This is a genomic window from Pseudomonas sp. HAR-UPW-AIA-41 (genome assembly GCF_002304225.1).
Classification (GTDB): domain Bacteria; phylum Pseudomonadota; class Gammaproteobacteria; order Pseudomonadales; family Pseudomonadaceae; genus Aquipseudomonas.
The window spans coordinates 236,077-260,889 of the sequence record NZ_NSLB01000001.1 but is presented as its reverse complement, the minus strand read 5'-3'; the positions used below and the strand labels follow the sequence as shown (position 1 = coordinate 260,889).

Below are 24,813 nucleotides of genomic sequence, written 5' to 3'. Positions count from 1 at the left end.
GATGTAACTTTGACTTCATTTTTATGACAGGTTGAGCGGATATATTTTAATCACCACCTTGAAGGAGTGATTAAACATGAAAAGCCTCAAAGTTATTGCAGCCCTTGCCGCTATGGTTGTTTCCTCTGCCACTCTGGCAGAAGGCGGCGCTGATCGTGTTTATGGTCGGATGATTCAGGCCAATGAGCAGGCCATGCAAGAGTATGCTGCCGCTAACGGAAAGAATCCGCCTGAAGTTATTCATTACCGCTACGGCATGAAGCTCGATATCGCCAGGGTCGTGGCCACTACCTCAACGGACTCTAGCTGCAATGTGATGCCAGCCCAGATGACCTACGAGGACTCCAACGGCGATCTGAATATTCTTGAATACCGTGCAGCCGGAACAGGTTGCCGGAACCAAAACTAATAAATGACATCGCGCTGACTGAAAAGTAATTTTCAAGTCACCCTGACGTTATTTGGCATGTGGAAATATGGCCAAGGCGCGCCTGGTTATGCCCGGCGCGCTTGGCACATATATGCAACCACACAATGACAACTGCCAATAACATCAGGAGCATTTATGAATAACAGAACCCTGTTAGGACTTTCTCTACTCGCTCTGAGCATCAGTACCGGGCAAGCTGCAATGGCCGCCGACGAGAAAGGCGAGGGATTTATCGAAGGCAGCAGCCTGACCATCCTCAATCGAAATCTCTACTTCAACCGTGACTTCCGCAAAGGCCAGTCCAGCAGCTCGGGTAATGGCTATTCGGAAGAGTGGGCGCATGGCGTGATAGGCCGATTCGAGTCTGGCTTCACCGAGGGCACCATAGGCTTCGGTGTCGATGCCTTTGCCATGCTAGGACTCAAACTTGACACCGGCGACGGCCGTTCAGGAGCCGGTGGCTCAGTCGATGTGCTGCCTTACAACAGCCTCGGGCAGGCTGAGGATAACTACTCCAAACTGAGTGGCGCGGTGAAAGCTCGGTTCATGGATACCGAGATCAAGGTAGGCGACGTCTTTCCTGTCAGCCCTGTCGTCCAATACGGTGATGCGCGGCTTTTACCGGAGAGTTTCCGAGGTATCACCGTGCTCAACAGCAGCGTGGAAGGACTGTCGCTTCAAGGTGGTCGCCTCCACTCGATGAGCCAACCCAATACCAGCAGCATGCGCGACGGCTTCGCTACCTTCTACGCAGGCGAAGTGGACTCGCCATGGATCGCCTATTTCGGTGGTGATTACACGCTTAATGACAACGTCGGCTTTAGTCTCTACACCAGCCGCCTCAAGGATGCCTGGAATCAATATTACGCGGGCACCACGCTGAGCTACCCGCTTGCGGACGATGTCGCCTTGATCGGCGGGCTGAACTACTACAAGGCGGTCGATGAAGGGAAGCAGCTCCTCGGGAGCTTCGATAACAACATCTGGAGCGGCAAGGTCGGCATCCAATTCGGCGCTCACACAGTGCTGGTGGGTCTCCAGCGCAACAATGGCGATGATGACTTCGACTACTTGCGCCAATCGGACTCCATCTACCTCGACAACTCCATCCAGTACAGCGACTTCAACTCGCCGAAGGAGAAGTCATGGCAAGTGCGCTATGACCTGGATATGGAGCCTTTCGGTGTGCCTGGGTTGAGCTTCATGACTCGATATGCCCAAGGCTGGGATGCCGACTACAGCAAGGCCAACGAAGTCTATATGCGCCGTGATGACAACGGCGATCCGTTGACCAACCAGAAGCGCTGGGAGCGGGACATCGAGGCCAAGTACGTTGTGCAGACTGGATCACTGAAGGATATGTCTTTCCGTGTTCGCCAAATGACCACTCGCGCGACCGATTACGAGTCGGATCTGGATGAAGTCCGCCTGATTGTCGAGTACCCGCTGGAAGTTCTCTAACCCTGGCAAGCGGGCGGGTTGATTGCCCGCTCGCGCCTTGGTCCTGCTGTCCCCTCATAGTGCTCCTTTGGTTTGGAGACAGCCCTTGGCGCCCTCGGGCGCCTTTTTTACTTAGGTTAAAGGGCGTATGAAAAAGAGTCGGCCACTACACACAAGCGGCCGTGCTGGCAGGCAGTACTACTGAGCGGGATATTCTGCAACGACCTGATCAGACCCCGCCTTGGTCAAGCCAATGACCTGGTAGGCATGCTGTACGCCATCGACTTCCATACCGGGGGAGCCCGCCGGCATCCCGGGAACAGCGATGCCCACGAGATCATCGCGCTTGGTGAGCTCGATGACCTGAGCCGCCGGCACATGACCTTCGACGAACTTGCCGTCAATCACCGCGGTGTGACAAGACGCCAACCGCGGCGCAACGCCCAGACTTTGCTTCACTGCCGACATGTTGCTTTCGACATGGTCGACGACTTTGAAGCCATTCGCTTCGAGGTGTGAGATCCACTTCTTGCAACATCCGCAATTAGCATCACGATGGACATCAATCGTCAGGGCATCAGCGGCTTGAACTCCAGTTGTGACGGAGAGAGCGGCCAGCAAGGCCAGATATTTAGCTTTCATGCACGTGCTCTTTGCCATCGGCGTGGGTGTGGGTCTTGGGCGAGGCGTTCGGAGCCTGCTCGGCGTGATGATCATCTCCGTTGGACGACGCCTCATCCCCAGCATGGTGGTCATCGCCACTCATATCCGAATGGTGACCTGCCTTAGGTGCGGAGCCACCCTCGCTATCCGTAGCCGCGGCATCGTGATGACCAGGCTCTCCAGCATCACCTGATCCATGATGGTCATCGCCACCGCCACTATTGTCATGATGGCCAGGCTTGTTGTCGCCGTGCTGTCCTTCATGGTTATGCATCTGCGTTTCCCCACCACCGTGCTGATGGCCGCCACTGGATGCGACGAGTGTTTGGTATTGCTTGGCATCCATCGTCGGCAGTTGGTTGAGGAAGGCAACCATGCCCCAGATGTACTCGTCTCCCATGCTCTTGCCCCACGCAGGCATACCCGTTGCCTTGATGCCATGCTTGATCACCCAGAACGCTGCTGACGGATTGCCATCGACACCGATCTTGGCGAGGTTGGGGGGCGCAGGATAAAGCGATTGGCTTAGCTCGGTCTCCGCCACACCTGGCGCCAAATGACAGCCGATACACATGGAGTTGTAGTTGCCCGCACCGGCGCGAATAAGAGCTTGATCATCCAGGTTGGGAACCTCGATGTCCCGCGAACGGACTTCGATAGAGCGGTCACGGGCCATCGTGAGAAACGCATGCACTGCAGGAAAATGGGGATCGTCGGCCCCCACGTTGACCACGCCAAAGTAGGCGCCGGCCAGGACAGCTGTGCTACCGACCACGCCGGCCGCCACCAAAGTTTTAATTGTTCTTTTCATGTCAGGTTCTCAAAACCACATCCGGATACCGGCGACAAAACGCGCCTCGTCTACATCACCGCCCTCGTCGCGCACCATGTCTGCCGTGTTGCCATAGGAGCGGCTCCAGGAAACCCCGATATAGGGGGCAAACTGCCTGACAATCTCGTAACGCAGACGCAAGCCGAGCTCGGTATTGGCCAACCCGGACCCCACACCTCGCTCAGGATCGTTCTTGCCGTAGAAGTTCATTTCGGCAGTTGGCTGGAGAATCAGCCGGTTGGTCAGCAGAATGTCGTACTCGCCCTCCAGTCGGGCAGCAGTTTGGCCATTCTCGCCGACGAAGGCCGTGGCTTCGGCCTCAAAGGCGTAAAGCGCCATGCCCTGGATACCGAAGGCGGCCCAAGTCTGCGGCGACTCCGGTTTGAAGTCCTGGCGAACGCCCGCGACGACATCCCACCAAGGGCCGATCGAGCGGCCGTACAGCAGCTGTAATTCAGCGTCCTCGGTAACGCCGTTGGTACGCTCGCCTTCGGAGCGGAACCAGACCCGGTTGATATCACCGCCTACCCAGCCCGACGCATCCCAGGCCAGGGTGCTGCCCTCATCTGCGTCCTGGTATTCGAGCTGATCGAGCAGGAAAAAACTGTTGATGGCGCTGTCATGCACCTTGTGGCCAGGTAATGGCGGGAAAGCCGCTTGGCGATCAGCATCCGTCAGAACGGGAATCGGCGTACGGCTGGTGGTTCTCGGGGCTTCAGCGGAGCCATGGTTCATCTTTGAATGATCCATGCCCTCCATCTGTCCTTGCATGGCGCCATGCCCCATCTTGCTGTGATCCATAGCCTGGGCCTTCTCTTGGCTCTGGCCGTGGCCCATCTGGCTATGATCCATGCTGCCCGATTCGCTCTGCATGGCACCATGATCCATCTTGCTGTGATCCATGCCCTCCATCGGCGCTTTGGCGGAACCGTGGCCCATCTGGCTGTGGTCCATCGACATGGAGCCGTGCCCCATTGCCGAATGATCCATTTCTTCCGCAGCCTGGGTAACGCCGCCGCTGAGTGCACTCAGCGACACGACCAGCGCTATGAGGGACGGGCGTGAAAACCTAGTGGTCATGGTTCGAACCTGCTTCGGCTTCGGTGCCGCCATGCTTATCCATCATCTTCTCGTGCCCCATATCGTCATGGTTCATGCCCTCATGATCCATGGTGCCATGATCCATCTGCTGGCCAGCGGCCTTGCCTTTCGATTGATCTGCAGGCTTGTCACTGATGGCCTCGGGCGCAGCCGACTCGGCAGCATGTTGTTCGTGCTCGCTGTGCCCCTCACCTGCCAATGACGTCGGCGCGTACAAAGCAGCCAAAAAACTGAACATCGCTGCGCTGCCAAACAGGGCATTACGCTTCATAAAAGTACTCATCAGAAATCTCCTTTACTCATCCACACGGACTTCACGGAACATGCCCATTTCCATGTGGAGCAACAGGTGGCAGTGGTAGGCCCAACGCCCCAACGCATCGGCGGTCACCCGATAGCTGCGCTTGGAACCTGGCGGCATGTCGATGGTGTGTTTACGCACCAGGAAATTGCCGTTCGCATCCTCCAGATCACTCCACATGCCATGAAGATGGATCGGGTGAGTCATCATGGTGTCGTTGACCAGCGTGATGCGAACACGCTCGCCGTACTTGAGGCGTAGAGGCTCGGCGTCAGAGAACTTGATTCCATCGAAGGACCAGGAGAATTTCTCCATATGCCCGGTGAGGTGCAGCTCGATGGTGCGACTTGGCTCACGCCCGTCCGGATCAGGGAAGGTGCTGCGCAGGTCAGAGTACGTCAGCACGCGCCGGCCGTTATCACGCAGGCCGATACCTGGGTCGTCCAGCTTGTGCGTCGGCGTCATGGTCTGCATGTCGACCAAAGGATTGTTGGTCTCTGAGGCCGGGTGTGCCTGCATGTTGCCAGCCATGCCAGCCATGCCAGCCATGCCAGCCATGTTTGAATGATCCATTCCGGCCATCTGGCTGTGATCCATACCAGCCATGCCACCCTGCATGCTGCCATGATCCATTCCCGCCATATTGCCCTGATCCATCCCGGCCATGTTCCCGTGATCCATACCGCCCATGCTGCCGTGATCCATACCCATGTCGCCCATGGCAATCAGCGGACGCGGGTCGGGGCTGGGTACTGGTGCACTCAACCCCTCCTGTACAGCAAGGGTGCCGCGCGCATAGCCAGTACGATCCATGGATTGTGCAAACACGGTATACGCCTGTTCGCTGTCTGGTTCGACGATCACGTCGTAGGTCTCGGCCACGGCGATACGGAACTCGTCGACGCTGACCGGTTTGACGTGCAGACCATCGGCCGCAACCACAGTCATCTTCAGGCCCGGGATGCGCACATCGAAATAGGTCATCGCCGAGGCGTTGATGAAGCGCAGGCGGATCTTTTCGCCTGGTTTGAATATGCCGGTCCAGTTGCCATTGGGTGCCTGGCCATTCATCAGGTAGGTGTAGGTGTAGCCACTGACGTCAGCGAGATCCGTCGGGCTCATCTTCATCTCGGCCCACATCTTGCGATCGGCTACGGCGGCGGACCAACCCATCTCGCTTACGTCATCGATGAAGTCACCAACGGTGCGTTTGTGCTGGTTGTAGTAGTCCGACTGTTTCTTGAGCTTGGCCAGTACCCGCGTTGGATTTTCATCCGTCCAGTCGCTCAGCAACACGACGTAATCACGGTCGTAACTGAAGGGCTCGGGCTCCTTGGCATCGATGACCAGCGCGCCGTATACGCCGACCTGCTCCTGCAGCCCCGAGTGACTGTGATACCAGTAGGTACCGTTCTGGTTGACCTTGAACTTGTACTCATACATGCCGTCAGGGGCGATGCCATGGAAGCTCAGGCCAGGAACACCATCCATGTTCGCCGGCAGGATGATGCCGTGCCAATGGATGGAGGTGTCCTCCTTGAGGCGGTTGCGCACGCGCAATGTGACGGTATCGCCTTCGCGCCAACGAAGAATCGGCCCAGGGAGCGAGCCGTTGATGGTCATGGCCGTGCGCGCTGCGCCGGTGATGTTCACCGGGGTTTCACCGATGAATAGGTCGAATTCGTTACCAGTCAGTACGTTGGGCTGGCCGGGGCTGTTCACCGCCCAGACCGGCGTGCGCCACAGGCCAAGTCCGCCGATAATACCGGTGGCTGCCAGGCCTTTGACGAAGGTGCGCCTTGTGGTTTTGCTTTGCATGCCGTTTTGTCCAATCCGTCAAATGAGCCGGTGATGGTGTGCCCGGTCTCGGGTTCATGGCTGCTTCAATGTCGGGGATTTACCCCTCAACTTTCCACGTCGGTGCATTGCACAAGCCTTACCGACGATGAGCAGTATGAAACTGCCATATCCCAACCATCCGGGTGATTACATTTCTGTAAGGTAGATGACTTCAGCAGTTGGTGTGCTCTGCTTGCTCGGTTGGACTGCTGGCTACAGGAGCCTCAACTTTCTGCTGCTGGGCCACCCGGTAGGCCTCCAGAGACGTCTGGCGTGCCTGCTCCATGCGCGCGAAGGTTCGGTCAGCACCACCTTCAGCCATTGCCAAGCTGGAGATGCTCAGAGCAGTAACTACAAGCAGAGCTTTGATCGATTTCATTTTGGGTATTCCTCGTAAGTTAAGTGGTCCCTGCAACTGCAGAGGCCGAGCTTTAGGCTCGATGTCACGTTAACTAAGAGGGCCTGTCAGCAACCTGAGCCGAACATTACAGTTCTGTCAGGTTGCTATTTCTTTCTTGTAGCCCATCCAGAAGGCTCGGTACTGTCTTTCATGCCCTCATAAAGCCTTGCGAATTTCTTGAGAGGGCATGCTCGGCAGCGATGCCTAAGCTACTCAGGGTCATTCGCACCCGCGGATAAGACCACCAACAATTAAGAGAGATTGTCACTATGTCGAATAAATCCAACGTCGCTACCGGTGCCGCTCTGGCTCTCGTGGCCGCCAGCCTGTTTGCTACCCTGCCTGTCCAGGCCGCCCAGGACACCAAAGCAGCTGAAGTGAAGTGCTTCGGCGTCAACGGTTGCAAGGGCCAGAACGACTGCATGACCGCCAAAAATGCCTGCAAAGGCCAGGGAGAATGCAAAGGCCAGGGCTTCAAGCTGATGACTCAGGCCAAGTGCGATGAGGCCGGTGGCAAGACCAGCGAATAATGCCGTTGCGGGGAGTGCCTGCCACTCCCCTGCTGGAGTCTTGAATGAGTAAGCGCAAAACACTGGGTTTCGGTCTTGGCCTTCGCAGTGAGTATTACCAGCAGATTCTTGAACAGCGACCTGCGGTCGACTGGTTTGAGATCATTTCCGAGAATTACCTGGTGGGCGGTGGCAAGGCCCTCTACTTTCTCGATGCGATTGGCGAGCAATACCCGTTGGTGATGCACGGAGTATCGCTGTCGATCGGCGGTTCGCATAACCTGGACATGGGCTACCTACGACAGCTCAAGCAACTGGCGGACCGGATACAGCCCCAGTGGGTTTCCGACCACTTGTGCTGGAGTCGCGGCAACGCCCATCAACTCCACGACCTGCTGCCGCTGCCGTTTACCCAAGAAAGCCTGCTGCATGTCGCCGCGCGGGTGCGTCTAGTGCAGGATGTTCTGGAACGTCCCATTGTGCTGGAGAACGTTTCTTCTTACGTGCAGTGGAAGACGTCCAGCATGAGCGAATCGCAGTTTCTCTCGGAACTGAGTTTCCTGACCGGTTGCGAATTGCTCCTTGACGTGAACAACGTCTACGTCAGCGCACGAAATCAGGATTTCGACCCATGGCAGTTCATCTTGGAATTGCCGCACGAGCGGATTCGTCAAATTCATCTGGCCGGGCACAGCGATTACGGGCAGTACCTCATCGACACCCATGACCAGCCCATCGCTGATCCGGTTTGGTCTCTCTACAGCAAGACTTTGAGCTACTTGGGCCCGACATCGACCTTGATCGAGCGGGATGACCAGTTTCCGCCGCTGGAAGAGCTGTTGTCCGAATTAGCACATGCCCGTGCTATCGCCAAATCTGTGATATCGGGGGCCACCCCTTGAGCCTGATCGCCCTACAGACTGCATTTGAAACTTACCTGACAGGTGGCAGTGCCCTGCCCTCCAACGAGCTTTTGGAGCAGATCCGAGGTAGCACAGCGCTGAGTGCTCTCGAAGGCCTGCAGATCTACCACAACGCTTACCGTTCGCGCCTGCTTGCGGTCTTGCGAGAAGACTTCCCTGCCCTGCTTCACTGGATCGGCAACGAATCATTCGAGCAGCTCGCACTGGCCTACTTGGCCGCCTGGCCACCACGACATTTCAGCATTCGCTGGCTGGGCGAGAAGCTGCCCGAGTTCATTAGCAGCTACGTCGAAGAACCCCAACTATCGCCGATGCGCGAACTCGCGGAGCTTGAGTGGGCTTTTACACTGGCTTTCGATGCTCAGGACGTCGAAGTGCTTTCACTGCAGGCCATCAGTGATTTTTCGGCTGAAGACTGGATTTCACTCAGGGTTTCCCTGACTGCATCTGCCCGGTGGTTGCAGCTGCAGTACAACACGCTGGAGTTGTGGAAAGCCGCCAAGTCCGGCAGCTTGCTGCCTGATATTACCCGCCTGCCAACGAACCTAGCCTGTCTTGTTTGGCGTCATGAACTCGTCTGCCAGTACCGGAGCCTGGAGCCAGCGGAGGCTTCGGCATTGCAGTTTCTCATCGAGGGCGGATCGTTCGCTGAACTCTGCGAGTCGTTGAGCGCCACGCATGGCGAGCAAGCTCCCTTGCAAGCCGCGACCTGGTTGAAGTTGTGGGTCAACGACGGTTTGCTAAAGCGCGGCCAGCTATTACACGAATGACCCGGAACCTTTAGGCTAGCGCTCTCTCTTTGGCCACTCCGAGCGCTTCTATGACTCACCGCATCATTCATTTCAAACAGCAAGCCTTGCTTGACCCGGAGACCTATCAGGCAATGCTGGCCGACGGCGTTGGTCACTGGGAGCGGCTTGCAGGAGAAGTCGTCGGCATAGAAGACGAAAAAAGCCACGAGTTCGCTGCATTGAAAAGCCTGTTCAAGCGCAAGCGGTACTCCTATGACACGCTGGAAATGCGCGAGCCAGGCGATCACTCAAACTGGCTTCGCGGCCGAGATGGTTCAGAAGGTATGACCAACGAGGTCACCAGTATCCCAGGGCTAAAAGAGCTCTCAGAACTGGAGATTTAGTGGGATAGCAGGTCAGCGCTCAAGCGCTGACCTGGGCCGAATAGCCAAGCTCCTGGATGAGTTCGCGGATCGATTCGGCACTTTCTGTGCTCTCAACGGTGACCTTGCCGGCCGCTCGATCCACTTCTACTCGTGCATCCTGATCCAGAGCTTGAATGGCCTTCGTGATTTTGCTCACGCAACTGCCACAGCCCATCCCCGCAACACTCAGACTAAACATGTCTTTCACCTCATTTCGTCCGCGGCTCAAGTTACCGCACGGACAGCATCGACCTTGACACGATGGCAAGGTCAAGCCCGTACTCTACAAGAGGTTCAAGCGCCAATGCAGGCTGCGATCTGGCTGAAGTGACGAGCTACTGGTCCGCTCAAGGAAGGCCAATGAAGATCCTTGCTATGAATAGGCCCAGAACACCTCATTCCATGTGGGGAAACACAGCAACGAGTTGATTGATGCTTCAGTGGCGATGGCTCTTGCCAACGTGCGTATGCTCTGCCTCAGGCAAAGGTTGAACCCCTCCGCTCGAACTAAGTTGCTGGATGATTGCGCATGCATCGACACTTCTCTCCGCGGCGCATCGATGGCGCAACTCAACGAGCTGCTTCTGCAGAGCTAACAGACTGTTGATCCGAAGCTCCACATGGCGAATGTGCTCGTCTACCAAGCCGTTAACGCTATCGCAGCTCTCCTCCGGACGATCGATGAGCAAAAGCAGCCGCCGTATTTCATCAAGCGTCATGTCCAGGGTTCGGCAGTTACGGATGAATACGAGCCGCTCTAGGTGCTCCTTCCCGTAGACCCGGTAGTTCCCCTCGCTTCGACCAGGAACAGGCAGCAGCCCTTCACGTTCATAGTAACGAATAGTCTCCACCTGACAGTCAGCCTGCTTTCCGAGCTCACCAATCTTCATGGGACGAATCTCCTGATCAATGCTTGACCCTATAGTGGCTTCAGGGTGTTGACTCTGCAATGACTTAGATAAGAGGTCCCGCCATGAGCAGTTGCTGCAGTCACGACCACTCGGATCATCATAAACCTGAAGACCAAAAGCGCGAGCCAGCGCCACCAGGAACGACATTCAGCGCTTTCCACATCCAGGCGATGGACTGTCCGACAGAGCAGAGCCTGATTCAGAGCAAGCTTGGCTCGCTGGCCGGGATACACCAGCTCGACTTTAACTTGATGACTCGCGTTCTAGGGGTACAGCACAGTCTCCCTTCGGTCACCCCCATCATTGATGTGATCGCCTCCCTGGGTATGCAGGCCGAGCCCACGGACGCTCATGTACAAACACGAATTCGCATCGAGCAGATGGACTGTCCTACTGAGGAGAAGCTCATTCGCGACAAGCTCGCTAACCAGAAAGGCATCAGCAATCTGCAGTTCAACCTGCTGCAACGCACTCTGGTCGTAGACCATGTTCCAGAGCTGTTACCTCAGCTCATGGCAGCCATCCAGGAGCTCGGGCTTTCACCGGTTGTCGAGGAGAGTGCCGACCGCCAGGAACCTACCCCAACGAAGAAGAAGCATTGGTGGCCGCTGGCGATCGCGGGGATCGCTGCGGTTTCAGCCGAAATAATCCACTTTGGGCAGTTGGCCCCCGAATGGGCGGTTGCAGCCTTAGCAATAGTGGGGATAGCGCTAAGTGGGCTCGGTACCTACAAGAAGGGCTGGATTGCGCTCAAGAACCGCAACCTGAACATCAATGCCCTCATGAGCATTGCTGTAACCGGTGCCGTATTGATTGGCCAATGGCCCGAAGCGGCCATGGTTATGGTGCTCTTCGCGGTAGCCGAGGTTATTGAAGCGCGCTCACTGGAGCGTGCACGTAACGCCATCCGTGGACTCATGGACTTAAGCCCCGAGCGGGCCACTGTTTTGCAGGCGGATGGATCCTGGCTAGATGCGGACATCAAGGCGGTAGCACTTGGCGCTGTTGTTCGGGTACGGCCAGGTGAGCGAATTGGCTTGGATGGCGAGGTGACGGCAGGCACCTCCACCGTCAATCAAGCACCTATAACCGGCGAGAGCTTGCCGGTAGATAAGAGCATTGGAGATCAGGTTTTTGCGGGCACGATAAACGAGGCAGGGTCGTTGGAGTTCAGGGTAACAGCAGCGTCTACCAACACTACCCTGGCTCGGATCATTCATGCGGTGGAGGAGGCTCAGGGCTCTCGGGCGCCGACCCAACGTTTCGTTGACCGCTTTTCTCAGATCTACACCCCCGCCGTGTTCTTGGTGTCCCTAGGGGTCGCCTTGCTCCCACCGCTATTGCTGAGTGGCGCATGGCAGGAGTGGATCTATCGAGCGCTGGTATTGCTGGTCGTCGCGTGCCCATGCGCGCTGGTCATTTCCACTCCCGTTACCATCGTCAGCGGCCTGGCAGCGGCGGCTCGCAAAGGCATCCTCATCAAAGGTGGGGTCTATCTGGAGAGCGGCAAAGATCTGGCACTGCTTGCACTCGACAAGACTGGAACCATCACTCAAGGGAGGCCGGTTCAGACAGACTTCCTGCCGCTCAAAGAAACAGATATCGAAATGCATCGTGTCAGTGCCGCTAGCCTAGCTGCTCGCTCTGATCACCCGGTATCAAAAGCACTCGCTCGACATGCGATGGATAACGATGTGTCGCTACTGGACGTCAAGGAGTTCGAAGCGCTTCCTGGACGGGGAGTCAAAGGCCGTGTGAAAGGCCAACTGTTGTATCTAGGCAACCATCGTCTGGTTGAGGAGCTGGGGCTCTGTTCGAAGGAACTGGAGCTTACGCTGGAGCGGCTGGAGCGTCAGGGTAAGACCGTCGTCATCCTGTGCGACGGCCAACAGCCCCTTGTTCTATTCGCAGTCGCAGACACCGTGAAAGAGACCAGTGCCGATGCCATGCGGCAGCTCCACGAGCTTGGGGTAAAGACTTGCATGCTCAGTGGCGATAACGAGCACACAGCCCTGGCGATCGCCCAGCAGGTGGGTATTGATGAGGCTCGTGGCAACCTGCTGCCGGCAGACAAGCTCACAGTCATCGCTGACATGCAGGCCCAAGGTCTAACGGTTGGCATGGTGGGAGACGGCATTAACGATGCCCCAGCGTTGGCAAAAGCTCAGATTGGCTTTGCCATGGGTAGTGCAGGGACCGACACGGCGATAGAAACCGCGGACGTTGCACTGATGGATGACGACTTGCGCAAGGTCGCTACGTTCGTCCGTCTATCTCGTAGTACTGCTGCCATCCTCAAGCAGAACATCGCCCTGGCACTTGGCATCAAGGCGATCTTCCTGGGCATGGCCATCACAGGAGGCGCCACCATGTGGATGGCTGTCTTCGCTGACATGGGCGTCAGCCTGCTCGTGGTGTTTAACGGCCTGAGGCTGCTCAGACAGTAATGGGAGGTAGCCATGCAATCTCAACTGAAATCAGCAATTGCAGAGGCCTTTGCGCAAGCCGATACAAACCTGCGGCTGAAGCAGCCTGGCAGAGCATTCGAGTGGTTAGAGCGCGCCCACATCCTGACTCAACGGCATCCCTACCTGCATGCAAAGTCACATTGGCTGATGCTACGCCTGGGCCTGCAGACCAAGGACTATCGGGAGGTCCTTGGGCAAATACCTCGCATAGTGGCTGCACTACTTTTCTCACGCATCTGGGTTCCCATTGGCAATACTGGGCGTGCACGAGTTAGCGCATTCCTCCCCATGCCCGTCCCAGAAGATCTGCAGCAGCTCCTCGCAAACGATAACTAAACCAGAACTGATGCCCTCGGCCATGCGCACCATTCGCGTGCGCGCTGGGCGTCGTTTGTGCAAAAAATGTCAAATTAAGTAGCCCCCTCCCTCATCTTTTCGAAGATTACAAAATTGTAATTTTCCAATCATCTTCAAGTTATCTACGGCTTGCAACGATAGGTGCGACCGCCTCTGGCTGCTCTCGCACCGGGGCTCCATACCTACAAGAACAGTCATGGCAAATATCCAATTCTGCCAAGAATAAAGGAGCAATTAATGAGCAAGACCAAATTATCTCTTGCAGTATTTTCGGCAATCATTGGAATCAGCCCCATGGTGGCCACTGCTGAGGAAACAAAAGGCGAAGGTTTCGTAGAAGGAAGCAGCCTTAATATCCTCAATCGAAATTTCTACATGAACCGTGACTTCCGCAATGGTCAGTCCAGCTCAACTGGAAATGGCTATTCCGAGGCATGGGCGCATGGCGTCATGGTGAACTTTGAGTCCGGCTTTACCGAGGGAACCGTCGGGGTGGGTATCGACGCGTTCGCCATGCTGGGCATCAAACTGGATACCGGTGATGGTCGCTTTGGCCCAGGCGGCAGCATCAACCTGCTTCCCGTGAACAGCGATGGGGAAGCGGAAGACGAGTACTCCAAGCTGGGCGGAGCCGTAAAAGCTCAGCTCTTCGATACGGTCATCAAGGCCGGCGATGTGTTCCCGATGACCCCGGTTCTTCACTATGGCGACTCTCGCCTCCTTCCGGAAAGCTTCAAGGGCGTCACCGTCGTCAATAACAGCGTTGATGGTCTGACCCTGCAGGGTGGTCGAGTTCATGCGATGAGCCAACCGCAGCAGAGCGGCATGAGCGAAGACTTCGCCACCTTCTACGCCGGCGGCGTGGATGCGCCGTGGGCAGCCTACTTTGGTGGCGACTACACCCTGAATGACAACCTGGCGTTCAGCCTCTACACCAGCCGCCTGGAAGATGCCTGGAATCAGCACTATGCCGGCATGTCCTGGAGCCACTCGCTCTCTGAGAACGTCTCGCTGTTCGGCGGTCTGAACTACTACAAGGCCGTTGACCAGGGGCAGAAGCTGCTGGGCGAGTTCGACAACGACATCTACAGCGGCAAGGTCGGTGTGAAGTTCGGTGCCCACTCCCTGGCCCTATCCCACCAGCGCAACAACGGCGATGATGACTTCGACTACCTGCGTCAGTCCGACTCGATCTTCCTCGACAACTCGATCCAGTACAGCGACTTCAACTCCCCGAATGAGCGCTCCTGGATGCTTCGCTACGATCTCGACATGGCCACCTTTGGCGTCCCTGGCCTGAGCTTCATGACCCGCTACGCCTTTGGTACCGATGCCGACTACTCCGATGCGAACAACGTCTACATGCGCCGTGATGAAAACGGCAACCCGCTGACCGATCAGAAACGCTGGGAGCGAAACATCGAAGCGAAGTACGTAGTGCAGTCTGGCTCGCTGAAAGATATGTCTTTCCGTGTTCGCCAAATGACCACTCGCGCTACCGACTACGAGTCCGACCTGGATGAAGTTCGTCTGATTGTTGAGTACCCACTGGAAGTGCTCTGACTAGAAAGTGGAGCGGGCAACTACTTGCCCGCTCTCTCTAGCGCTGCATGTCAATATTGTAATTTTGAGCTCATGCTCCCGTTAGCTTCACCTTCGTAAGATCTAGGCATCTTCACAGAGCGTAAATAAATAGCTCATTGCAACTGAACGAGGCCTAACTTATGAAGATTGCAAATATTGCACTTATTGGAATTCTCGCACTCGGCACCGCTACTTCTGCACTTGCAGAAGATGGCTACGGACGCTCTTTGGAGGCGGTGAAAAAATTTCGAGAAAACCAAGAAAAAATTCACGGGAAAGACAATAAGGCGGTTCAAGTAGAAAGCCAGAAAAGCGGAGCTACTGAAAAAGACGCTGCCAAAGGCAACAACACAACCAACGAAGGCTAATTGTTTTTCCCCTACCGAGTCCACCTCTAGAAGCTCCACGAGCTCCTTTGGAAAGAGGTGTACCCTAAGCGCCCTACTAGGGCGCTTTTTTTATCCCTGTCTCCGCTGAGCTCTGCCATCCCCGGCTGGACAGAAACTCGCCTCTTTGCCTACCTCTTAGCTACAGCCCTCATGCTCAAAAACCGAGTTCAGCGGCTTTGCTATGGCGTCAGTGCGCATCACGTAACTCATCACGCGATCTCAGATCCAGCCGCTGCGGAGGCGAAGCCCCAATAAGCCATTCCAGCAGTTGGCTTTGCTGTTGGCCAGGAGCGGGGGTAGCCCATTGCGATTCTGGCTGATTCAACGCGCCTTTATGACGGTAATCCTCGCGGTTGCTGCTGCCGATCGACGCTAGGAGTCTGACGTTACACCTTGCGCTGGGTGCAATAGATGGGGGCAGATGCATACCCAGAGATGTTTGAAGCTGCCTTGGCAGCCCAACCTGGTAGGCCTGGCGATCCGATGCTAGAAGACTTGGGCAGTTACAGCGGGCCTTGATGTGGAGCTGACCGCGGCTGAGATGAGTTCACCTGGCATCGATGAAAAGCTCGAAGCCGATTGCAGGCTGTATCAGGGATCGGTGTTTCAGGTCCGCCCGCGCTCTTCGTGAACGGCTAGCCGCTGCAGGAGTTCGGCCCAGAAGTCCTGCGCAAAATGGCTCTCGATGAGATTGCGAAAGCGAAGGTGGGTTGACCATGTGATGGTCCGATACTCTCTGGGGTACGGACCACCTGGTTCATTCGAGTAACGTCAGCCCTTGTGCAAGGCTACATCTCCATCGGTTTCCGACTCAGAATCCTCTTCCTCTTCCTCATCCCGCCGGTGTACCCACTGATATAGCACCGGCAGTACCAAGAGCGTGAGGGTCGTGGAGGATAGGATCCCTCCGATGACGACTGATGCCAGAGGTCGCTGCACTTCGGCCCCGGTACCTGTCGCCAGCGCCATTGGCACAAAACCCAGCGACGCCACCAACGCTGTCATCAAGACCGGCCGCAAGCGAGTCAGAGCGCCTTCAATGATTGCCTCGTGCAGCGTCTTTCCTTCCTCGCGCAGATTACGGATAAAGGAAATCATCACCAAGCCGTTCAGAACCGCGACGCCCGACAAGGCAATGAAGCCGACGCCAGCCGAGATGGACAGGGGAATATCTCGCAGCCAAAGGGCGAGTACACCACCAGTCAACGCGAAGGGAATGCCTGTGAACACCACTAGGCCATCCTTGACGTTATTGAACATCATGAATAGCAAGGTGAAGACCAAGAGCAGAGCGACCGGGACTACGATCTGAAGCCGCTTGGCTGCTGACTGCAGCTGCTCAAACTGGCCACCCCAGGTGGTCCAATATCCAGCCGGAACCTTCACATCCTGCAGCAGGCGATCGCTGGCCTCTTGAACAAAGGATCCGATATCCCGTCCCCGCACGTTGGCACTGACCACCACCAGGCGTTTGCCGTTCTCACGGCTGACTTGGTTGGGGCCAAGTACCAGGTCGAGGCTGGCGACTTCAGATAGTGAGATGAACGATATCTGTTCTGCCGCTCCGCCTGATAGCGCAGGAACAGGAATCAGCAGGCGGGAAAGGCCCTCGATATCCGTACGCAGCCGATCCGAGAGCCGCACCACCATGTCAAAGCGGCGGTCGCCATCGAACAAGGTGCCTGCACGCTGGCCTCCCACCGCGAAAGCGATAGTGTCTTGAACATCGCCTACGTTCAGGCCAAAGCGAGCAGCCTTGTCACGATCAATGTTGATGGTCAGCACGGGCAGCCCAGTGGTTTGCTCCACCTTTACCTCGGAAGCGCCCTCTACTTTCTCCAAGGTTTCCGCAATCTCAGCAGCAGTGCTGTTGAGCACACCCATATCGTCACCAAACACCTTCACCGCGACGTCACTGCGCACACCTGAAATCAGCTCGTTGAAGCGCAACTGGATGGGTTGAGAAAGCTCGTAGTTGCTACCTGGAACTTCCGCACTCACACGCTGCAGGTCAGCTATCAACTCTTCTCGCGACTTGTCCGGATCAGGCCACTGGTCCTTGGGCTTGAGCATGACGTAGGCATCCGAGATATTCGGCGGCATTGGGTCAGAGGCGATCTCAGCGGTACCGGTCCGGGCAAATACCCTCTCGATCTCCGGCACTTTCTCTACCAGTCTCTTTTCCAAGCGCGCCTGCATCTCCACCGACTGCGTCAGGCTAGTTCCTGGTACCCGCAACGCCTGCAAAGCAAAGTCCCCCTCGCTGAGGCTAGGGATGAACTCGCTGCCCATGCGACCTGCCAATACACCGGACAACACCACCAAGGTAACTGCACCGGTAAATACTGCGGTTCGGTTGCCCATGACCCAGCCCAGTACCGGCTCGTAGCCTTTGCGGGCGGCACGCATAACGAAGTTCTCTTCCTCTTTGACCTTGCCGGTGATGAAGAGCGCAATCGCAGCTGGAACGAAGGTCACGGAAAGAATCATCGCTCCCAACAGAGCAATCACCACAGTGAACGCCATGGGGTGGAACATCTTCCCTTCAACCCCTGTCAGCGCAAAGATCGGAAGGTAGACCACCATGATGATCAGTTGGCCGAAGATCAGGGCTCTGCGCGCCTCTCGTGAGGCGGCAAACACTTCATGCAAGCGTTCGGAGCGGGTAAGCATCCGGCCATGGTGCTGTTGTGCATGAGCCAACCGGCGAATGGCGTTCTCGACAATGACCACCGCGCCGTCAACGATGATGCCGAAGTCCAAAGCACCGAGGCTCATCAGGTTAGCGCTCACCTTGTAGGTGAACATGCCAGTGAAGGTGAAGAGCATCGACAGCGGGATCACCATCGCGGTGATGATCGCTGCACGAATATTGCCGAGGAACAGGAAGAGGATGGCGATTACCAGGATCGCGCCCTCGATGAGGTTTTTCTTAACCGTGGCGATGGCCTTGTCCACCAGATCGGTTCGGTCGTAGACCGCGATGGCTACTACCCCATCAGGGAGCGATCGATTGATTTGCTCCAGCTTGGCGGCAACTGCCTGCGAGACGCTGCGGCTGTTCTCGCCAATGAGCATGAACACCGTGCCGAGCACAACTTCGCGACCGTTCTCGGTGGCAGCGCCAGTACGCAACTCTCGGCCAATCTGCACATCCGCAATATGGCTGACCCGAATGGAGGTCCCGTCGACGTTGCTAATGACAATGTTGGCGATGTCCGCTGCAGTGGCGACCTGACCGGGAGCCCGAATCAGCAGCTGCTCGCCACTGCGCTCGATATAACCGGCACCAACGTTGGCATTGTTGCGTTCAAGCGCAGTGACCAGGTCTCCCAAGGTGAGCTTATAAGCGGCCAAACGCTTGGGGTCCGGGGCGATCTGGTATTCCTTCGCGAAGCCACCGATGGTGTTGATCTCGGCCACGCCTGGAACATTGCGCAGCTGAGGTTTGATGATCCAATCCTGGATTACCCGCAGGTCGGTGGGCGTGTATGGCGTGCCGTCCTCCTTCAACGCCCCCTCTCTAGCCTCGACCGTCCACAAGAAGATCTCACCCAATCCTGTCGAGATTGGGCCCATGATTGCCTCTGCTCCTTCTGGCAGTTGTTCGCGGGCAACCTGCAGGCGCTCATTGACGAGCTGGCGGGCAAAGTAGAGATCCGTGCCGTCTTCGAAGATTACGGTCACCTGCGACAAACCAGAGCGCGATAGCGACCTGGTCTGTTTGAGGTGCGGTAAGCCGGCCATGGCCGTCTCGATCGGAAAGGTAATGCGCTGCTCGGTTTCTAGAGGTGAGAAGCCTGCTGCTGCGGTATTGATCTGTACCTGAACGTTGGTGATATCAGGGACAGCGTCTATGGGGAGCTTCTGGTAGCTGGCAATACCTAAGCCAGCCATCGCCAGTACGGCAAGCATCACGATGATGCGCTGCTCGATAGCGAACTGAATTATGCGTTCGAACATACGAATTTCCCGTCAATGGCAGGTCAGTGGGCGTGGTCGGCGGAGCCTTTGCCCAGCTCGGACTTGAGGATGAAGCTCCCTTCTGTCGCTACCTGCGCTCCGGCGGCCAAGCCTTGGGTAATTTCCACAGCCCCTTCGCTACGGGCGCCTAGCACCACGGGAAGCGCCACGAATCCATCGTCCACGCGAACGAAAACCGTGGGTTTCTCTTCGATGGTCTGAATTGCCTGGACTGGAACGGTGACGTTGGCCTGGCGGGAGTCGGCTGACAACGCGACGGATACGAAGAGGCCTGGGCGCCATGCGCCATTTGGATTTTCGAGAGTGGCGCGGGCAGTCGCCGTGCGTGTCTGCTCGCCAAGCAAGTTACCCACGTACGAAACGTTGCCTACAACCTCAGCCTCCAGCTCCGGGGCACTGATCTTGACCGGCTTGCCGACCTGAATCTTGCCCAAGTCCCGAGGTGCAACACTGAAGGTTGCCCAGACACGGCTGAGATCTGAGATGGTGAAGGCATTGCTCGCCTCGTTCACGACCTCGCCAAGTACTAGGTGCTTCTCCACCACAATGCCATCGAACGGGGCTCTCAGCTCGTAGCGGTTACCGCCTGCAAGAGCGACGTTTTCGCCCAGGGCCCCCATTTTCTGGCGGGCATTACCAAGAGCAATCTCTGCTTCCTGTAGCGACTGGCGAGCCTGCAGATAATCCTGCTCTGCAGAAATCTTCTCCTTCCACAGTTGCTGCTCCCGCTCAAAGGTTGTGCGGGCCAGCTCGACTTTGCGCTGGGCCGCAGCAAACTCACTGCGCTGATCGGATATTTGCTGGCTTGCGATGACTGCCAGGAGTTGGCCCTTCTTAACAGACTCGCCCAAGTTGACCTTGACGCTTTCCACGACACCGGCCGTTCGAGGAACCACGTGAGCTGTATGGTCCTCATCGAAGCGAATCTCACCGGGGAGGGTGATAGTAGCGCTCATCACTCCAGCAGCAGCCTTAGCCAACTGGACTCCAGCGGCATCGATTTGCTCGTTGCTGAGCTCGATGAGGCCTTCCTCTTTGGAGTAGCTGAAACGGTAAGCCCTTCCTACTCGCTCAATCAGGATGCGAGCCTCAAAGTAGTGCGGCTCGGCGATACCTGTTGCACTGACGAAGGCGTTACCCTTTGGCTCGAACCGAAGGGTATTCACTTCCCCTGAAGGTCGCCTGATCTCCATGGACACCCGAGTGTTGTCGCCAGGCAGAATCTGCTGCCCTCCCTGCGCTAGATACAACGACATGGGAGTACTTCCATCTGCACTCTCCGGTGCAACTAGCTCAGCGCTGAAACTATCTTGAGTGAACAGCGTTCCACCGTTAGGGCCGCGGGCGTGATGCTCGGTATCCCCGTGATCACCAGCATCGCCGTGCCCCGGCTTCGCTTCTTCACCATGGTGCTCTGTGTCCTGATGGCTGCTTGTCTCGGCATGCCCATCAGATCTCTGGCCTTTCTCCTTATCCATGAGGAGTACTCCGCCGCTAACAAGCCCTATGCCTGCAATGATCGCGAGTACGAGGGGTAATTTTTTGCTCATAAGCAACTCCTAAAGGAAATGCAGCGACCCGCACTCCAGATGCGGGTCACCAAGAAGGTCGGTAGAAACTCAGCGGCTCAACGTGCAGCGGGGATGGCTGATACATCGCCATACACGCGCTCTAACTGCACCCATGCCGCGGTGGCTGAGGCCAGGGCGTCGACATACTGCGTGCGGGCACTAATCAACGTGCGCTGAGCATCCAGCACATCGAGAAAAGCGAATTTGCCCATCTCAAATCCGCGGGTAGCGCTATCAACAGCGCTCTTGGCCGATGGGAGAATCGTCTGGTCGAACGAGTTGATCTCCTCCTTCGCAACGACCCACTGATCCATGGCTTGCTCTACATCTGCCCTGAGGCGTAGCTCGGTCGCGTTGCGCAGGTCGCGGGCTTGGTCGGCGCGACGTGCAGCGGAGAGAATGTTGCCCTGGTTACGATTGAAGAGAGGGATCGGCATCGATAGGCCAACTACGTTGACTCGCTCCCGATCTTCAGCGCTGTATTGGCTGCCCAGGCTCACATTCAGGTCTGGAATGCGCTGGGTCTTTTCCAGCTCGAATGAAGCCTCTTGCTGATCCACAGACAGCCGGGCTAGGCGCATTTCTGCGGTTGTCTCCAAGGCAGACCACAGCTGATTGACTGTTGGCGGTTCTGGGATGCTGGTCGCACTCCCAACAACCCTGATGTCTGCGTTGCCACCGATGACAGCCTGCAGTCGAGAATGGGCTCTAGCCTGATCCCGTTGAGCTCGACGTAGCTCAAGTCGGACCTCAGAGAGCTGCACCTGGGCCCGAGTTAGCTCAACTGGTGAAACCTTGCCCGCCTTGACTCGCCCCTCGGCCCCCTGAACTCCTCGCTCAGCCAGCGCGAGAGATTGCTCCGCCAGCTCGACGCGCATCCTTGCTTGCAGGTTGTCGTAGAACGACTGGATGACATCGGCGCGCAGCTCATTCTGGCTGCGCTCTAGCTCGACCGATGCCGCACTCTGCCCCTTCTCCGCTAGCTCGATGCGTGCCCCTCGCTTTCCCCCAAGCTCAATCGGCTGCGTAATCTGGGTGGTAGTGGTCCGCGTGTTGCTGCGGGTGTCTTCCACCTCCCATGACAGCTCTGGGTTTGGCAGCAGGCCGGCTTGCTGCCGCTCGCCCAAAGAGATGTCTACCAATCGGCTCGCAGCCGAGAGAGTCGGACTGTTGTCTTGCGCCTGGCGCAATGCTTCAGCCAGCGACAGCTCCGAGGACGCAGCGACTGCTGGCCGGCCAACCACCCATAGGGACACCAGTAACACCGGAAGCAACTTCCGATAAAAACCTGCAACACCACCATCGCAAGAGAGCAAGGGTTAATCCTCCGCAACCAATGATCATCCCTGACTAAAACGGCTCGACCCGGCAGTAGCGGTCAGCTGATGAAGACAGGAAATGAGTTAGCCGCAGAATTTAGATATCAGTTCATATCGCCAAGGTGACTGGAAAATTACAAATATGTAATCAAGGCCTACAGGCTATTTCGCTGGATTAAGATGCCCCCATCAGAGAGTCCTGTGAAGTTACATGCTGATACAAATATAGCGTCAGCGAAGGAACCTTTAGGGAAATCAGTAACCCCACCAGGGAAATCTGCCTGAAATACTCGCTAAATGTGACAGCTTGTCGCAATGCCAGTCACAGCAAGGCTTGCGCATTGACCCTGTAGCCGCTACAGGCTTTAGGATTGTCTACTCCTATCGTGCGCTAAAAGCCTCTTCATGCCACGTCATTATTAATTTATGAAACTTTACGCGGCCCAATAAACAACAATATGCCGCCTGCCTGGGTAAATTTAATATGCGAATCCTAGTTATCGAGGACGAGCCCAAAACTGCCGAATATCTGCATCAAGGACTGACCGAGAGTGGCTATGTAGTCGACAAGGCCTCTACTGGATTAGATGGTCTTCATCTTGTGCGCCAACACACTTACGACTTGGTCATTCTGGATGTAAACCTTCCAGAGATAGATGGCTGGGGCGTATTAGAAAACCTTCGCCGTGATAACAACACAAGGGTCATGATGCTCACCGCCAGAGGAAGGCTGGCAGACAAGATCAAGGGCCTGGACCTAGGTGCGGATGACTACTTGGTGAAGCCCTTTGAGTTTCCTGAGCTGCTGGCCCGAGTTCGCACCCTTCTGCGTCGCAGCGAGCAGGCTCCGGCACCAGAAACTCTACGTGTAGCAGACCTAGAGCTGGACCCTGCCAGACATCGAGCCTTCCGCGGTGAGCAACGGATAGACCTGACGACCAAAGAGTTTGCGCTGCTGCACTTGTTGATGAGGCGTTCGGGTGAGGTGCTTTCACGCACTCAGATCATTTCGTTGGTGTGGGACATGAACTTCGATTGCGACACCAATGTGGTCGAAGTCTCCATCCGCCGCTTGCGCGCCAAAATCGATGACGCCTTTGAAAGGAAGCTCATCCATACCCTCAGAGGGGTTGGTTATGTACTCGAGGAGCGGGAATGAAACCTGCCAGCCTCTCCATGCGATTAGGGCTATCTGTCGCCCTGATGGGAGCCGCATTGGTGGTGCTCCTGGCCGCCCTTGCTTACTTCTCGCTGACGCACGAGCTGGCCTCGCTGGCCCGAAGCAGCCTGAACGGCAAGCTTGAGCAGATCCAGCACCGACTCAAAGAAGATTCGATATCGAGTGCCGACATCGCCAAGCAACCGCATGGACTGCTCGACCTTGTTGTAGGCCACGACAACCTACAACTTGCCATCTATGAGCGAGGGCCTGAAGGGAAGAAGCTGCTGAGCGTTAGCAACAGGTCGAACGCTCCGAAACTGCATTCTGAAGGCGCCGTGGGCGTTTTCTTCCACGAATGGCTGGATAGCACCAAGCACAGTTTTCTGACGGCCTCGAAGCATGTGCGCTTGAAAGATGGCAATGAAGTCACGATCCAGCTCTCTATAGATCGCTCTGCAGACGACGCACTGCTAACGGCGTACCTGCGATCCACCATGATCGCCTTGCCTTTTCTTCTGCTCTTCATTGGCGTTGGAGCTTGGTGGATTGTCCAACGCGGATTGTCACCGCTGCGCCAGTTCAGAAAAATAGCGTCACAGGTTTCCACTCAGGACCTGACCCATCGCATACCAATAGATCGACTGCCTCAAGAGCTAAGCGAGCTGGCACACGGCATCAACTTCATGCTCCATCGCCTGGACAGTGGCGTTCAACAGCTCTCGCAGTTTTCTGACGACCTGGCCCACGAGCTACGTTCCCCCATCAGCAATCTGATGGGTAAGGCTCAAGTAACGCTTTCACGAGAGCGTCCACCAGAAGAGTACAAGGCGGTCCTTGAATGCTGTACCGAGGAGCTTGGGCGCGTGACACGCATTGTCTCGGACATGCTCTTCCTCGCTCAGGTAAGTCACCCCGCTTCGTTGGTGCCTTTCGAGCGAATTGATTTAGACGACGAAGCACGGCGAGTTGTAGACCTCTTCTCTATCTCCGCCGAGGAAAAGCAGATTGCGATAGACATCAGTGGGGCAGGCCACACCTTCGGTGATCGATTGATGATCCAAAGGGCCGTCTCGAACCTCTTGTCGAACGCCATACGTCACAGCCCCCGCAACAGCAGCATCTCGCTGCTGATTGAAAAGCAGCATGAGACGGTCTCGCTGTCTGTTGGCAATCCAGGGATTGGTATCCCAGCCCAGCACATTCCTCATCTGTTCGAGCGCTTCTACAGAGTAGATACCAGTAGATCCCGAGCAGAGGGAGGCACGGGCCTGGGATTGGCCATCGTGCGCTCCATCATGAGCCTGCACCAAGGCACCGTCGATGTGTCCAGCGTGCCGGGCAACTACACCGTTTTCCGATTGTTGTTCCCTCGCGCGCCAGAAACTCCAACGAGCCTGGTGCGTGCCGGAATCGGAAAGCAGAGAAGACAGCTGAGCTGACTTCTATCGCCTTAGCCGCTGTGATCTCACATACG

Annotated in this window: 23 protein-coding genes; 12 read left to right on the top strand and 11 right to left on the bottom strand. The window is 56.5% G+C overall.

From position 1 onward, the window contains the following. Positions 1–76: 76 nt before the first annotated feature. Entirely contained in the window at positions 77–409 is a 333-nt protein-coding gene (locus CK486_RS01235; protein ID WP_003452302.1) for a DUF2790 domain-containing protein, read from the top strand. A gap of 156 nt (positions 410–565) precedes the next feature. Further along, positions 566–1,891: an OprD family porin gene (locus tag CK486_RS01230; protein ID WP_095938468.1), complete on the top strand. Its 1,326-nt coding sequence runs from the start codon at positions 566–568 to the stop codon at positions 1,889–1,891. 177 nt (positions 1,892–2,068) lie between these two features. On the opposite strand, the gene CK486_RS01225 is transcribed toward CK486_RS01230, so the two are convergent. The 6 genes from CK486_RS01225 to CK486_RS01200 form a co-directional block, all read right to left on the bottom strand. Continuing rightward, a complete protein-coding gene (locus CK486_RS01225; protein ID WP_004574337.1) occupies positions 2,069–2,512 on the bottom strand; it encodes a DUF411 domain-containing protein in 444 nt (147 codons plus the stop codon). After that, entirely contained in the window at positions 2,502–3,344 is an 843-nt protein-coding gene (locus CK486_RS01220; protein WP_095938467.1) for a cytochrome c, read from the bottom strand. The genes CK486_RS01225 and CK486_RS01220 overlap by 11 nt, the downstream gene beginning before the upstream one ends. Before the next feature lie 9 nt (positions 3,345–3,353). Beyond that, entirely contained in the window at positions 3,354–4,445 is a 1,092-nt protein-coding gene (locus CK486_RS01215; RefSeq protein ID WP_095938466.1) for a copper resistance protein B, read from the bottom strand. Beyond that, complete coding sequence (locus tag CK486_RS01210) at positions 4,435–4,749, bottom strand: hypothetical protein (RefSeq protein ID WP_024616826.1); 315 nt, start codon at positions 4,747–4,749, stop codon at positions 4,435–4,437. Before CK486_RS01210 ends, CK486_RS01215 begins: the two co-directional genes overlap by 11 nt. Positions 4,750–4,761: 12 nt before the next feature. Further along, positions 4,762–6,585, bottom strand: coding sequence for a copper resistance system multicopper oxidase (locus CK486_RS01205; protein ID WP_090432320.1), 1,824 nt, complete (start codon positions 6,583–6,585; stop codon positions 4,762–4,764). Between the two features lie 193 nt (positions 6,586–6,778). Continuing rightward, positions 6,779–6,985: a co-regulatory protein PtrA N-terminal domain-containing protein gene (locus tag CK486_RS01200; protein WP_003139535.1), complete on the bottom strand. Its 207-nt coding sequence runs from the start codon at positions 6,983–6,985 to the stop codon at positions 6,779–6,781. Positions 6,986–7,275: 290 nt separating this feature from the next. On the opposite strand from CK486_RS01200, the gene CK486_RS01195 reads away from it, so the two are divergent. From CK486_RS01195 to CK486_RS01180, 4 genes are read left to right on the top strand one after another with little or no spacing between them, the layout of a single operon-like run. Continuing rightward, positions 7,276–7,536, top strand: a complete 261-nt coding sequence (locus CK486_RS01195) for a membrane protein (RefSeq protein WP_004577564.1) — start codon at positions 7,276–7,278, stop codon at positions 7,534–7,536. Positions 7,537–7,580: 44 nt separating this feature from the next. After that, positions 7,581–8,417, top strand: a complete 837-nt coding sequence (locus CK486_RS01190; protein ID WP_003452318.1) for a DUF692 domain-containing protein — start codon at positions 7,581–7,583, stop codon at positions 8,415–8,417. Further along, positions 8,414–9,208, top strand: coding sequence for a DNA-binding domain-containing protein (locus tag CK486_RS01185; RefSeq protein ID WP_062832780.1), 795 nt, complete (start codon positions 8,414–8,416; stop codon positions 9,206–9,208). The genes CK486_RS01190 and CK486_RS01185 overlap by 4 nt, the downstream gene beginning before the upstream one ends. 50 nt (positions 9,209–9,258) lie before the next feature. Further along, entirely contained in the window at positions 9,259–9,573 is a 315-nt protein-coding gene (locus tag CK486_RS01180) for a hypothetical protein (protein WP_004374672.1), read from the top strand. Positions 9,574–9,592: 19 nt separating this feature from the next. On the opposite strand, the gene CK486_RS01175 is transcribed toward CK486_RS01180, so the two are convergent. Then, positions 9,593–9,793 carry a heavy-metal-associated domain-containing protein gene (locus CK486_RS01175; protein ID WP_003246756.1) on the bottom strand — a complete coding sequence of 67 codons (201 nt, stop codon included), beginning with the start codon at positions 9,791–9,793 and terminating at the stop codon, positions 9,593–9,595. 238 nt (positions 9,794–10,031) lie between these two features. Then, positions 10,032–10,484 (bottom strand): Cd(II)/Pb(II)-responsive transcriptional regulator, encoded by a 453-nt coding sequence (gene cadR / locus CK486_RS01170; RefSeq protein ID WP_074918645.1) that lies wholly within the window; start codon positions 10,482–10,484, stop codon positions 10,032–10,034. A gap of 83 nt (positions 10,485–10,567) precedes the next feature. On the opposite strand from cadR, the gene CK486_RS01165 reads away from it, so the two are divergent. The 4 genes from CK486_RS01165 (at position 10,568) to CK486_RS17840 (ending at position 15,282) form a co-directional block, all read left to right on the top strand. Further along, a complete protein-coding gene (locus CK486_RS01165) occupies positions 10,568–12,952 on the top strand; it encodes a heavy metal translocating P-type ATPase (RefSeq protein ID WP_371915469.1) in 2,385 nt (794 codons plus the stop codon). A gap of 12 nt (positions 12,953–12,964) precedes the next feature. After that, positions 12,965–13,309, top strand: coding sequence for a DUF3703 domain-containing protein (locus CK486_RS01160; RefSeq protein WP_095938464.1), 345 nt, complete (start codon positions 12,965–12,967; stop codon positions 13,307–13,309). 315 nt (positions 13,310–13,624) lie between these two features. Further along, positions 13,625–14,893, top strand: a complete 1,269-nt coding sequence (locus tag CK486_RS01155; protein ID WP_228723615.1) for an OprD family porin — start codon at positions 13,625–13,627, stop codon at positions 14,891–14,893. A gap of 161 nt (positions 14,894–15,054) precedes the next feature. Further along, positions 15,055–15,282 (top strand): hypothetical protein, encoded by a 228-nt coding sequence (locus tag CK486_RS17840; protein WP_141248858.1) that lies wholly within the window; start codon positions 15,055–15,057, stop codon positions 15,280–15,282. Positions 15,283–16,074: 792 nt separating this feature from the next. Here the strand turns inward: CK486_RS17840 and CK486_RS01145 are convergent. The 3 genes from CK486_RS01145 to CK486_RS01130 all read right to left on the bottom strand — a co-directional run bounded on the left by CK486_RS01145 (position 16,075) and on the right by CK486_RS01130 (position 22,123). Further along, on the bottom strand, positions 16,075–19,266 hold the full coding sequence (locus CK486_RS01145; RefSeq protein WP_095938461.1) for a CusA/CzcA family heavy metal efflux RND transporter: 3,192 nt from the start codon (positions 19,264–19,266) through the stop codon (positions 16,075–16,077). A 23-nt stretch (positions 19,267–19,289) separates the two neighbouring features. Continuing rightward, positions 19,290–20,543 carry an efflux RND transporter periplasmic adaptor subunit gene (locus CK486_RS01140; protein WP_095938460.1) on the bottom strand — a complete coding sequence of 418 codons (1,254 nt, stop codon included), beginning with the start codon at positions 20,541–20,543 and terminating at the stop codon, positions 19,290–19,292. 371 nt (positions 20,544–20,914) lie between these two features. Continuing rightward, positions 20,915–22,123 (bottom strand): TolC family protein, encoded by a 1,209-nt coding sequence (locus tag CK486_RS01130; protein ID WP_256574354.1) that lies wholly within the window; start codon positions 22,121–22,123, stop codon positions 20,915–20,917. A gap of 538 nt (positions 22,124–22,661) precedes the next feature. Here CK486_RS01130 and CK486_RS01125 point away from each other — a divergent pair. Next, positions 22,662–23,336, top strand: coding sequence for a heavy metal response regulator transcription factor (locus tag CK486_RS01125; protein ID WP_021703097.1), 675 nt, complete (start codon positions 22,662–22,664; stop codon positions 23,334–23,336). Continuing rightward, on the top strand, positions 23,333–24,778 hold the full coding sequence (locus CK486_RS01120) for a heavy metal sensor histidine kinase (RefSeq protein WP_090432324.1): 1,446 nt from the start codon (positions 23,333–23,335) through the stop codon (positions 24,776–24,778). The genes CK486_RS01125 and CK486_RS01120 overlap by 4 nt, the downstream gene beginning before the upstream one ends. The last annotated feature ends 35 nt before the right edge of the window (positions 24,779–24,813 follow it).